General features: G+C 60.7%; 12 protein-coding genes. 8 read left to right on the top strand and 4 right to left on the bottom strand.

Annotated elements, in window-relative coordinates:
* Positions 1-451 precede the first annotated feature (451 nt).
* Positions 452-904, top strand: coding sequence for a Spy/CpxP family protein refolding chaperone (locus VNV36_RS20275; protein WP_325719884.1), 453 nt, complete (start codon positions 452-454; stop codon positions 902-904).
* 174 nt (positions 905-1,078) lie between these two features.
* Positions 1,079-2,419, top strand: coding sequence for a sensor histidine kinase (locus VNV36_RS20270; RefSeq protein ID WP_325719883.1), 1,341 nt, complete (start codon positions 1,079-1,081; stop codon positions 2,417-2,419).
* A 96-nt stretch (positions 2,420-2,515) separates the two neighbouring features.
* Here VNV36_RS20270 and VNV36_RS20265 read toward each other — a convergent pair whose 3' ends face one another.
* Entirely contained in the window at positions 2,516-3,082 is a 567-nt protein-coding gene (locus tag VNV36_RS20265; RefSeq protein ID WP_325719882.1) for a nitroreductase family protein, read from the bottom strand.
* Between the two features lie 121 nt (positions 3,083-3,203).
* On the opposite strand from VNV36_RS20265, the gene VNV36_RS20260 reads away from it, so the two are divergent.
* The gene (locus VNV36_RS20260) at positions 3,204-4,658 is read left to right on the top strand and encodes a TrkH family potassium uptake protein (protein ID WP_325719881.1); all 1,455 of its coding nucleotides are present in this window, start codon (positions 3,204-3,206) and stop codon (positions 4,656-4,658) included.
* Here VNV36_RS20260 and VNV36_RS20255 read toward each other — a convergent pair.
* A complete protein-coding gene (locus VNV36_RS20255; protein WP_325719879.1) occupies positions 4,615-5,676 on the bottom strand; it encodes an AraC family transcriptional regulator in 1,062 nt (353 codons plus the stop codon). The genes VNV36_RS20260 and VNV36_RS20255 overlap by 44 nt on opposite strands.
* A gap of 165 nt (positions 5,677-5,841) precedes the next feature.
* On the opposite strand from VNV36_RS20255, the gene VNV36_RS20250 reads away from it, so the two are divergent.
* A complete protein-coding gene (locus VNV36_RS20250) occupies positions 5,842-6,153 on the top strand; it encodes an Mpo1-like protein (protein ID WP_325719877.1) in 312 nt (103 codons plus the stop codon).
* A gap of 14 nt (positions 6,154-6,167) precedes the next feature.
* Positions 6,168-6,758: an HD domain-containing protein gene (locus tag VNV36_RS20245; RefSeq protein WP_325719875.1), complete on the top strand. Its 591-nt coding sequence runs from the start codon at positions 6,168-6,170 to the stop codon at positions 6,756-6,758.
* A gap of 77 nt (positions 6,759-6,835) precedes the next feature.
* Here VNV36_RS20245 and VNV36_RS20240 read toward each other — a convergent pair whose 3' ends face one another.
* Positions 6,836-7,651, bottom strand: coding sequence for a UDP-2,3-diacylglucosamine diphosphatase (locus VNV36_RS20240; RefSeq protein ID WP_325719873.1), 816 nt, complete (start codon positions 7,649-7,651; stop codon positions 6,836-6,838).
* Between the two features lie 135 nt (positions 7,652-7,786).
* Between VNV36_RS20240 and VNV36_RS20235 the strand changes: the two genes are divergently transcribed.
* Positions 7,787-8,551 (top strand): helix-turn-helix transcriptional regulator, encoded by a 765-nt coding sequence (locus tag VNV36_RS20235; protein ID WP_325719871.1) that lies wholly within the window; start codon positions 7,787-7,789, stop codon positions 8,549-8,551.
* A gap of 76 nt (positions 8,552-8,627) precedes the next feature.
* Entirely contained in the window at positions 8,628-9,521 is an 894-nt protein-coding gene (locus tag VNV36_RS20230; protein WP_325719870.1) for a DMT family transporter, read from the top strand.
* On the opposite strand, the gene VNV36_RS20225 is transcribed toward VNV36_RS20230, so the two are convergent.
* Entirely contained in the window at positions 9,515-9,802 is a 288-nt protein-coding gene (locus tag VNV36_RS20225) for an Rdx family protein (protein ID WP_325719869.1), read from the bottom strand. The two genes, VNV36_RS20230 and VNV36_RS20225, sit on opposite strands and share 7 nt — an antisense overlap.
* Positions 9,803-9,872: 70 nt before the next feature.
* Here VNV36_RS20225 and VNV36_RS20220 point away from each other — a divergent pair, with 70 nt between their 5' ends.
* Entirely contained in the window at positions 9,873-12,062 is a 2,190-nt protein-coding gene (locus tag VNV36_RS20220) for a patatin-like phospholipase family protein (protein ID WP_325719867.1), read from the top strand.
* The last annotated feature ends 115 nt before the right edge of the window (positions 12,063-12,177 follow it).

The raw sequence follows: 12,177 nt of genomic DNA, 5'->3' as shown, positions 1-12,177 counted from the left end.
ATGTTCCGTATCTTCAAGTTTCGGAAACTTTATGCTGCAACTTCCTCTGGGAACATTTGCAACATGCACAAAGCCATTTTCGTCAAGCAAGCCTGTCAACAAGGTGCCATCGGGGAGCGTCAATTCATACGCCTCTCTCCTTTGAATTTCACGATGAGCAGATGTTACCTCACCTTGATGACTCCTCAACGATCACTGTGCCCGTCCTTTCGCATCAACACCCTGCAGGGCAACTCTCCATTCAATGCGCATCTTCCCCAACTGCAAAAAAAAAACATCGCAGCCTTCGGCGGCTCCCACATTGCTTCGCGGGTCATTCACATCAGTGCTTGTCAGTTCGGACACGAAGCGTCTTTACCGAAGCTTTACGCTGCGCTGACTGCCGCTGACCTTGATCTGCGTAATCTGTACTCATCCGGAACGTACCGGGAACGAGACAAGGAGATACACCATGCGCAAGACTCTTACCGCTCTGATGTTCGCTGCCGCTCTGCCAACCGTGGCCATGGCCATGCCGCAGGATGGTGGGCCGCTGGGTGGCCCGCTCGACGGCCCGCGCCACGGCGGTCAGATGCACGGCGGCATGCACGGCAAAGGCCCGTACAGCCAGCTCGACCTGACCCGCGAACAGCGCGAGCAGATCCGCAAGATCATGGGCGAGCAGATGCACGAGCGTCAGCAGGTGGTCGACAAGTACCTGGAAAAACTCTCGCCGGCTGACCAGAAAGCCATGAAAGACGAGATCGCGGCCAACCACAAGAAAGCCGAGTCTGACGTCCGTGCACTGCTGAAACCTGAGCAACAGAAGCAGTTCGACGAGATCCAGAAGAAACGCGCCGAACGTCGCGCCGAATGGGCCGAGTTCAAGGCCTGGAAAGCGCAGCAGGCACAAAAGGCGCAATAATGTTCTGACCCATGGCCCATCGGCCAAAACCGATGGGCCTGTTTTCATCGATCCAAATGTAGGAGTGAGCCTGCTCGCGATAGCGGTGTGTCAGTTGACAGATTTTTGTCTGACCCACCGCTATCGCGAGCAGGCTCACTCCTACAGGGATTTGTGTTTGATTGAGGAGTTTCTGTGCGTTCACTGTTCTGGCGTATTCTCGCGAGCTTCTGGCTGGCCATCGCGCTGGTGGCCGGGCTGTCGATTCTGCTCGGGCACATGCTCAATCAGGACGCGTGGATACTCAGCCGCCATCCCGGGCTCAATACCCTGGCGGCGGAGTGGACGCAGACTTACGAGGCCCAGGGCGAAGAAGCCGCGCAGGACATCCTCGAACAACGTAAACGCCAGTATCACATCGACGTTCAGGTGCTCAACGAAACCGGCGATCCGGTGGTGCGCGGCACGTTCCCGCGTCGCGCCGCAGCGTTCGAAGCGCGACAGAACAACGATGACCGTCGTCTGCCGTGGCGACGCCTGACCGATGAAATCACCAGCGAGAAAACCGGTGACACCTACCTGTTCATCTACCGCATCCCCCACCCCGAACTCGACGCCTGGCACCGCGAAAGCCTGCTCTGGCCACTGAGTGCGCTGGGCATTGCCCTGGTGGTGCTGACCCTGTTCAGCCTGCTTGTGACCTTCTCCATCACCCGCCCGTTGAGTCGCTTGCGCGGCGCGGTGCATGACCTGGGGCAGACGACCTATCAGCAGAACAGCCTGGCGAAACTGGCCAACCGTCGCGATGAGTTCGGCGTGCTTGCCACCGATTTCAATCGCATGGGCGCGCGCCTGCAAAGTTTGATCGGCAGCCAGCGGCAGTTGTTGCGCGATGTCTCCCACGAGTTGCGCTCCCCCCTGGCACGCCTGCGCATCGCCCTGGCGCTGGCTGAGCGTGCCAACCCCGAAGAGCGCGAAAAACTCTGGCCACGGCTGACCCGCGAATGCGATCGGCTGGAGGCGTTGATCAGTGAAATTCTGGTGCTGGCGCGGGTCGATGCCGACAACGCCAGCGCTGAAGAGGTGGATCTGAATGCGCTGCTGGGTGCCCTGCAAAAGGATGCTCAGCTCAGTTCCCCCGAGCAGACCGTGCACCTGCAAGCCGAGCCGCAACTGAATCTCAAAGGCTGGCCGACGATGATCGAGCGGGCGGTCGATAACTTGCTGCGCAATGCGCAGCGCTTCAATCCGACCGAACAACCGATCGAACTGCAGGCCTCGCGGCAGGGCGAGCGCATTGTCATCAGCGTGCGCGATCATGGGCCGGGCGTGCAGGCTGAGCATTTGAGTCAATTGGGCGAGCCGTTTTATCGCGCGCCGGGGCAGACGGCGGCGGGGCATGGCTTGGGCCTGGCGATTGCCAAACGGGCGGCGGAGCGGCATGGCGGCACGCTGACACTGGCCAATCATCCGCAGGGCGGGTTTGTGGCGAGTCTGGAATTGCCCCTCGTACCGGGAGTTATCGTCCAGCCGTAGGTTTACCGGGACACAAAAAAGATCGCAGCCTTCGGCAGCTCCTACAACGTCATGTGAACACTTGTAGGAACTGCCGAAGGCTGCGATCTTTTGTTTTCAAGGCTTACCGGGCCAAGCGCTGACGAACTCAGCCAGATCGACCTTCTCCGCCACACGCGGCTCTTTCTGCGGCGTGCCGAGATAAAGAAACGCGATCACCTCTTCGCCTTCAGCCAGTCCCAAGCCTTCGGCGACGTGCCTGGAATACGCCAGGTCCCCCGTACGCCACACCGCACCGATCCCCTGCGCATAGGCCGCCAGCAGAATTCCGTGCGCGGCGCAGCCCGCCGTGAGCAATTGCTCGGCTTTCGGATACTTGACGTGTTCCTGCAACCTGGCGATCACCACAACCACTAAAGGCGCCCGCAGTGGGCCGTTGCGGGCCTTGTCGATCATCGCCTCGGTGACTTCACCGTCCTGCTGGCGTGCGGCCTCGGCCAGCAACTCGCCCATTTGCTCACGCGCCGCGCCTTCGACGGTCAAAAAGCGGTACGGTTGCAAATGCCCATGATCCGGGGCACGCAAGGCCGCGCCGAACAGGATTTCGCGCTGCTCGGCAGTAGGGGCCGGTTCGACCAGACGGGGAACGGAAACACGGTTGAGCAACGCGTCGAGAGCCTGCATCGGCCACCTCCTTTGAAAAATGTGCGGCTATTCTAGCTGCAAGTGCACAGTGCCTGCCGGTTTACATGCCCTGCCCCACAGGTAGAATGGCGCCCTTCTCCCATCAGCCCGAGCGGATTTCATGGCGTTGCCGACCTTACGGATCATTGGTTTTATCATCGGCATCTTCCTGATCACCCTGGCTGTGGCCATGGTCGTACCGATGGCCACCCTGGTGATTTTCGAGCGCACCAGCGACCTGCCGTCGTTCCTCTGGGCGAGCATGATCACCTTTATCGCCGGCCTCGCCCTGGTGATCCCCGGCCGACCGGAACACATTCACCTGCGCCCGCGCGACATGTACCTGTTGACCGTCAGCAGCTGGCTGGTGGTATGCATCTTCGCCGCCCTGCCGTTTCTGCTGACCCAGCACATCAGCTACACCGACTCGTTTTTCGAAAGCATGTCCGGCATCACCGCTACGGGCTCCACCGTTCTCAATCGTCTCGACGACATGTCGCCCGGCATTCTGATGTGGCGCTCGCTGCTGCACTGGATCGGCGGCATCGGCTTCATCGGCATGGCGGTGGCGATCCTGCCGCTGCTGCGCATCGGTGGCATGCGCCTGTTCCAGACCGAATCCTCCGACCGGTCGGAAAAGGTCATGCCGCGCTCGCACATGGTGGCGCGACTGATCGTGGCGACGTACGTTGGCATCACTATCCTCGGCAGCCTGGCGTTCTGGTGGGCGGGCATGAGTCCGTTCGATGCGATCAACCACGCCATGTCGGCCATTTCCACCGGTGGCTTTTCCACTTCCGATCAATCACTGGCCAAGTGGACGCAACCGGCAGTGCACTGGGTGGCGATTGTCATCATGATTCTCGGCAGCCTGCCGTTCACTCTGTACGTGGCAACGTTGCGCGGCAACCGTCGGGCCTTGCTCAAGGATCAGCAGGTGCAAGGTCTGTTGGCAATGCTGCTGGTGACCTGGCTGGTGCTCGGCACCTGGTACTGGTGGACCACCAAACTGCATTGGCTGGAGGCGTTGCGGCATGTAGCGCTGAACGTCACCTCGGTTGTCACCACCACAGGTTTTGCTCTTGGCGACTACAGCTTGTGGGGCAATTTCTCGCTGATGCTGTTCTTCTATCTGGGCTTTGTCGGCGGCTGCTCCGGCTCGACAGCGGGCGGGATCAAGATTTTCCGTTTCCAGGTCGCCTACATCCTGCTCAAGGCCAACCTTAATCAGTTGATCCACCCGCGCGCGGTGATCAAGCAGAAGTACAACGGCCATCGCCTCGACGAAGAAATCGTCCGTTCGATTCTGACCTTTTCGTTCTTCTTCGCCATCACCATCTGCGTGATCGCCCTGCTGTTGTCGCTGCTCGGGGTGGACTGGATGACCGCGCTGACCGGCGCCGCCAGCACCGTATCGGGGGTCGGCCCGGGCCTTGGCGAGACCATCGGCCCGGCCGGCAACTTCGCTACGTTGCCGGATGCGGCCAAGTGGATCCTGTCGTTCGGCATGCTGCTCGGCCGGCTGGAGATCATTACGGTGTTTGTGCTGTGTATTCCGGCGTTCTGGCGTCATTGACCCCATCCGCCACCTGCGACAAGCGCATACGGTACTCGCCGGGCGTGGTGTCGAACCAGCGGCGGAAGGCACGAAAGAAATTGCTCGGGTCGGCAAAGCCCAGCAGATAAGCGATCTCCAGCAAGGTCATGCCCGGTTGCGCCAGATACTGCTCGGCGAGTTCACGCCGGGTGTCATCGAGTAACTGCTGGAAACTGGTGCCCTCCTCCTGCAAGCGGCGCTGCAAGGTGCGCTGGGACAAGTGCAGGGTTTGCGCCACAGCATCACGCTTGGGCTCACCCTGCGGCAGCAATCGGCACAGCACCTGGCGTGCCCGGTGCGTAACGCGGCTCTCGGAAAACCGCGCCAGATATTCGCCGGCAAAGCGGTCATGCAACAACGCCATGGCTGCGTTGGCGGTAGGCAGCGGTGCTTCCATGTCGGCGCGTTCGAAAATCAATGCATCGTAAGGCGCGTTGAACACCAGCGGCGCATGGAAGGCTTCTTGATACGGCTGGAGGTTCGCCGGCTCATCGGCCTGCATCAGCACCTTGACCGGATGCAGCGGGCGCCCGGTCAACCAGCCGCACAGCGCCAGCGCACAGGCCAGTGACGCTTCGGCACTCTGTCGGGTCGGCGGCAGATGATCGCCGTGCACGGTCAGAATCAGCGCGTAACCTCCATCGAGCAGGCGAAAACTCAGGTCGGCGCTTTCGGCGATGATGCGCTGATAACGCACCAGGCGCTGGAAGCCTTCAGCCAGCGTGTTGCTCGACATCAACGCATAGCCGGCGACATGAAATGAGGCCGGGCGCACCACTTTGCCCATGTTCAGACCGATCGCCGGGTTGCCGGAGACCTCCACCGCGCGCTGCCAGAGCCGGGTCATGGAGTCCTGCGGGAAACGCGCATCCGGATCGTCCAGAGCCGCGTAATCGAGACCCAACTGCTTGAACAGCACCCGGCAATCCAGGCCGTCCATCTCCAGTGCTTTGACAATCCCCATCGCCCAGCTTGCAGAAGTCGTTCGTTCGCTCATGATTTTTATTCTTTTACATGACGGGCTGCAGGTGACCGCCCTATTTGCGAAGGATACTAAAGTGGCGCCGATTGTCACTGGCCCACACCAATGATCACTCTAGACTCAAATAAGCTACCCGCCGAACAACTTGTCGCCAGAACAATCACCACAGAGATCGCGGTCGTGGAAAACATCAAGCGGTTCAACAGCTTCGCCGAGTTCTACCCGTATTACCTCGCCGAGCACAGCAACAGCACCTGCCGTCGGCTGCACTTCATCGGTACCTCTCTGGTGATCTTCATTCTTGCCCTGACCATCGTCAAAGGCGCCTGGCTGTTGCTGCTGGCCCTGCCTCTGGCCGGTTACAGCTTTGCCTGGGTCGGGCACTTCTTTTTCGAGAAGAACCGCCCGGCAACTTTTGAGCATCCGCTGTACAGCCTGCTCGGCGATTTCGTCATGTACCGCGACATGATTCTGGGTCGCGTGGCGTTCTGAATGAGGGTCTGCCAATGAATGCCCATGCTCGTTTCACCCACATGAAAGACGGCACCCAAGAAGACTGGGCGATCATCGCCGCCGATTTCAGTGCCTACGCCAGACAGCTGCCGGCGCGGATCCTCGCGCACCTGAAACTGCTTGAAGGCGACTTCGGCGGTTTCCCGGTGGATCGCCTGACCCACTCGCTGCAAACCGCAACCCGCGCATTTCGTGACGGCCGGGATGAGGAATACGTGGTCTGCGCGCTGTTGCATGACATCGGTGACACCCTGGGTTCCTACAACCATCCGGACATCGCCGCAGCGATTCTCAAACCGTTCGTCAGTGCAGAGAACCTGTGGATGGTGGAGAAGCACGGGATCTTTCAGGGTTATTACTTCTTTCATCACCTGGGCCTGGATCGCCACCTGCGCGAGCAGTTCAAGGACCACCCGCAATACCAGGCCACCGCCGAGTTCTGCGCCAAATATGATGCGGCGGCGTTTGATCCCGACTACGACACGCTGCCGTTGAGCTTCTTTGAGCCGATGCTGGAGCGGCTGTTTGCCCAGCCGAAGAACTCGATTTACAAGGCCGCGATGGAAGAACACAGCCCGGCCTAAGAACAAAGGATCGCAGCCTTCGGCAGCTCCTACATGAGACCTGTGTAGGAGCTGCCGAAGGCTGCGATCTTTTGCTTTTAAGCAATCTCGGCAACCTTGGCAGCCCTGAGCTCCGCCTCCCGCGCCTGCGCATCCGCCAGCCGATACAGTTCGATCGTGCCATCCCAATGTTCGATCAGCGCCGTGCACGATTCGACCCAATCGCCGCAATTGAGATAATCGACCTCACCGACCTTGCGAATCTCGGCATGGTGAATATGCCCGCAGACCACGCCGTGCAGTTCGCGCTTCACACATTCATGGGCAATGGCTTCTTCAAAGTCGCTGATAAAACTTACCGCCGTCTTCACCTTGTGTTTCAGGTAGGCCGAAAGCGACCAGTAACCGTAGCCATAGCGAGCACGCCAGTGATTGAGCCAGCGGTTGAGGGTCAGGGTGAATTCGTAGGCTGAGTCACCGAGAAAGGCCAGCCAGCGGTGATAGCGGGTGATCACGTCGAACTGATCTCCGTGAATCACCAGCAGATGCCGGCCATCGGCGGTGACATGCACCGCCTCGTCGACCAACTGGATATTGCCCAGAATCAGCTTCGAATAGCGTCGCAGAAACTCATCATGATTGCCGGTGACGTAAATCACCTCGGTGCCGCGCTTGCTCATGGTCAGCAGACGGCGGATGACATTGGTGTGCGCTTGCGGCCAGTACATGCCACCACGCAGTTTCCAGCCATCGATAATGTCACCGACCAGATAGATCTTGTCGGCGTGGTAGCCCTTGAGGAATTGCGACAAATGCTCAGCCTGGCAATCGCGCGTGCCCAAGTGCACGTCGGAGATCCACAGGGTTCGCACCCGTTGTTTGCGACTGGGTCTGGCGAGCTCGGCGCTGGTCATGGGCAACCCTCTGCGATGTTTTCGCCAGCTTGCGTGCGCCCGGTTAATCGGTCGTGACAGTCATGCGTCAGTCCTGTGACAGCGCAGCCTGCGCGCGTCGGTGTAGACTGACGGCCACTTCGGAGACAACCTGCCATGCGACCGATTCTTACCCTGCGTCAGTACACCCATGACCTGATCGTCCACAGTCACGACCACGCGCAGTTGGTGTTCGGGCTGTCCGGTGCGCTTGACTTCGAGGTCGAGGGTCGAGGCAGTCAGGTGCGCCAGCAGAGTTTTGTGGTCATTCCCTCGGGAGCTCACCACGCGTGTGGCAGTCCCCAGGGCAGTCGTTGTCTGGTGCTGGATGTCCCCGACGAGCAATGGCTGACCGACTCGCTTGGCGAGCATGCCGACGCCAGTCGCCGCCTGCTCGATCAGCCTGCGCGTCTTGCGCTGGATCCCGGGCAGAGCCAATTGGTCAGTTGGCTGGCTAACAGTCAGGTCAGTGACCCGGTGATTGCCCGGCAAGGCGCGGTTTTGCTCCTTGCCAGCCTCAATCATGCGCGCGCTGCCGACCATGCCGTTCGCCGCCTGCCGTATGCCGAGCTGGCTGCGCACATCGAGAAACACGCTGCTCATCCGTTGCAGGTCGCCGATCTGGCAAGGGTCGCCGGTTTGTCCAGCGCGCGCCTGCATGCACGGTTCAAGGCCGAATGCGGGCAGACGCCGATGGATTACATCCGCAGCCGGCGGCTGCATCTGGCTATGCGATTGCTGCGCGACACTGCTCTACCGATCGGTGAGATTGCCAATCGCGTTGGCTACAACTCGCAGAGTGCTTTCTGCGCCGCTGTCCTACGGGAGTTTGGCTCATCGCCTGGCCGACTTCGGCGCGATTGCTGCGACAAAAAACGCTAGTCCGCCGACAGACTTCTGGCCGTGACCCGGTTCAATATGCAGGAGTTGAAATCGCGTTTGAGATAGAAGGATTGCAATGACTCCGCGTACTGCCCTCGGCGCCCTGCATATCGGCGCTTTGATGTTCGGCCTGACCGGTGTGTTCGGCAAACTCGCTGCCGCGTCGCCGGCGGTCATCGTGTTCGGGCGCGCTGCGTTCGCCGTGCTCGCCCTGGCCTTCTTCGTCCGCTTCGCCAGCCAGAGCGGCTGGCAAAAGCTGCAATTCGTGGACTGGCGCCGTCTGGCGCTGAGCGGCGTATTGCTGGCCGGGCATTGGGTGAGTTTTTTCGTCTCGGTAAAAGTCGCCGGGGTCGCCATCGCTACGTTGGGCTTTGCCAGTTTCCCGGCGTTCACGGTGATTCTGGAAGGGCTGATTTTCCGCGAACGCATCCGTGCCAATGAAATCGTCCTGGTGATATTGGTGAGCATCGGCCTGGTGCTGGTGACCCCGTCCTTCGATTTGGGCAGTGGTGCAACCATCGGTTTGCTCTGGGCGGTGCTGTCCGGCCTGCTGTTTTCCCTGCTGTCGCTCACCAACCGCGCCAGCTCCGGGCGCATCCCGGCGGTGCAGGCGGCGTTGTGCCAGAACGTCGTCGTGGCGTTGTGTCTTTTGCCGGTCGCGGCGCCGCAGTTGAGTGAAGTCCGCGCGCTGGACTGGTTGTGGATCGCCCTGCTCGGCGTGTTCTGCACGGGCGTGGCGCACAGCCTGTTCGTCGCCAGTCTGGCAGTGATCAAGGCGCGAACGGCGGCAGTGGTGTTCGCGATGGAACCGGTTTACGGCATCACCCTCGCCTGGCTGCTGTTCAGCGAAACCCCGACCCTGCGCATGCTCGTCGGTGGCGCACTGATCATCATCGCGATTGTGGTGTCGGCGCGAATGTCAGGGGCAGGCGACAGGAAAACCGTCGCCGCCGAGGCCGCGTCTCACTGAGCGCGGTCATTGTGGCCGAGGTCGCGCTCCGGATCGATCTGATCGCGCACCCGCTGCTTCAATACCTTGGCTTCGGGGAAACCGCCGTCCGCCTTGCGCTCCCAGATCTGCACGCCCGCGCAGGTAATGTGAAACACCCCGCCGGTGCCCGGCACCAACGACACTTTGCCCAGATCGTCGGCGAAGGTGCTGAGCAGTTCCTGCGCCAGCCACGCGGCGCGCAGCAGCCACTGGCATTGGGTGCAATAAGTGATGACAACTTCGGCTTTGGCGGCAGTCATGTTCGCGAAACTCCTGAGGCAGAGGGCGCCGCTATAATAGCCGGCTTTACCGCTTGCCCCGAGACTCACAATGCGCCGTCTGCTGTTCTGCCTGCTGCTTGGTTTTCTTCCCCTGCTGGTTCACGCCAGTGAAGCACCACGACCGAAAGTCGGCCTCGTGCTGTCCGGCGGCGCTGCGCGCGGGCTGGCCCACATCGGCGTGCTCAAGGCGCTGGAAGAACAAGGCATCAAGATCGATGCGATCGCCGGCACCAGCATGGGCGCGGTGGTCGGCGGCCTGTACGCTTCGGGTTACAAGATCGATGAACTGGAAAAACTCGCGCAAAGCATCGACTGGCAAGCCGCGCTGTCCGACGCTCCGCCGCGCGAAGACGTACCGTTCCGGCGCAAGCAGGATGACCGCGACTTTCTGGTGAAACAAAAACTCAGCTTTCGCGACGACGGCAGCCTCGGCCTGCCGCTGGGAGTGATCCAGGGCCAGAACCTGGCGCTGCTGCTGGAAAGTCTGCTGGCGCACACCAGCGACACCCGCGACTTCGACAAACTGCCGATCCCGTTTCGCGCCGTGACCACCGACATCGCCAATGGCGAGAAAGTAGTGTTTCGTAAAGGCCACCTGCCGCAAGTGATCCGCGCCAGCATGTCGATCCCGGCAGTGTTCGCTCCGGTCGAACTCGACGGTCGGCTGTTGGTGGACGGCGGCATGACCGACAACATCCCGCTGGATGTCGCCCGGGAAATGGGCGTTGATGTGGCCATCGTCGTCGATATCGGCACGCCGTTGCGCAACCGCAAACAACTGACCACGGTGGTGGATGTGCTGAATCAGTCGATCACTCTGATGACCCGACGCAACTCCGAGGAACAACTGGCGACCCTGCATCCTGATGATGTGCTGATTCAGCCAGCGCTGGCAGCGTTCGGCGTGACCGATTTCGGCAGGGCTCAAGAGATGATTGACGCCGGTTACCGCGCCACTCGGGTTCTCGATGCGCGCCTGGCCCGACTCAAACCGGCGCACACCCAGGACGCCGAACTGAACGCCGCCCGCCAGCCGGGACAGCGCACGCCGATCATCACCGCGATCCGGGTCGAGAACGACTCGAAAGTCGACGATGACGTGATTCGCTACTACATTCGCCAGCCCGTCGGCGAGCCGCTGGATCTGGCACGGCTGCACTCGGACATGGGCACGTTGTACGGCCTCGACTATTTCGATCAGGTGCGCTACCGCGTGGTGCACAAGGGCCAGGATCATACCTTGGTCATCAGTGCCAGCGGCAAGCGCAGCGGCACCGATTACTTGCGGGTTGGCCTCAATCTGTCGGACGACATGCGCGGTGACAGTGCTTTCAACCTCGGCGCCAGTTATCGCGTCAACGGCATCAATCGCCTCGGCGCGGAATGGCTGACGCGCGCGCAGATCGGTGACAAACAGGAGCTGTACAGCGAGTTCTACCAGCCGCTGGACGTCGGTTCGCGCTACTTCGTCGCGCCGTATGCCTCGTTCGAGGCACAGAACGTTGATTCGGTTCTGGATAACGATCCGATCGCGCAGTATCGCGTCGAGAGATACGGTTTCGGCCTCAATCTCGGCCGGCAGATCGGCAACAACGGCGAAGTGCGTTTCGGTGTCGGCCAGGCCTGGGGCAAGGCTGATGTGCGCATCGGCGATCAGGATCTGCCGAGTGAGAGTTTCAACGAGGGTTTCTATACGCTGAAGTACTCGTACGACTCGCTGGACAATGTCTATTTTCCACATGAGGGCAAGGACGTCAGCCTGACCTTCACACAGTTCGAACCGCAACTGAGTTCGGACACGCGCTATCGTCAGTGGGAATTGAAGTTCGACAAGGCCATGAGCCACGGGCCGGATACGTTGATTCTCGGTGGGCGTTACGGTCGCACGCTGGACGATGCCAATGTGGTGACATCGAGCTTCCTGCTCGGCGGTGCGCGGCAATTGTCGGGGTTCCGTGAGGACGCGCTGTCGGGGCAGAACGTCAGCCTGATGCGGGCCGTGTATTACCGGCGGCTGACACCGCGCTCATATCTGCCGCTGGACTTCCCGCTGTACGCCGGCGCCTCGCTGGAGCGCGGTCGGGCGTGGAACAACGATAACCGGTTCGACAGCGGCTACATCAATGCCGCCAGTGTGTTTATCGGCTTCGATACGCCACTGGGGCCGTTGAATTTCAGTTACGGGTTGAATGATGCCGATGAGCAGGCGGTTTATCTGAATCTGGGACAGACCTTCTGACCTGAAAGGATTGTGGCCGATCTGACGCCTTCGCGAGCAGGCTCACTCCTACCGTGGATTGCGAACACCGTCCAAGTGTAGGAGTGAGCCTGCTCGCGATGGCGGTTTCAAACAC

Origin of the sequence: Pseudomonas sp. (assembly GCF_035554175.1) — a bacterium.
GTDB lineage: Bacteria > Pseudomonadota > Gammaproteobacteria > Pseudomonadales > Pseudomonadaceae > Aquipseudomonas.
This window is presented reverse-complemented; position numbering and strand designations above follow the sequence as displayed.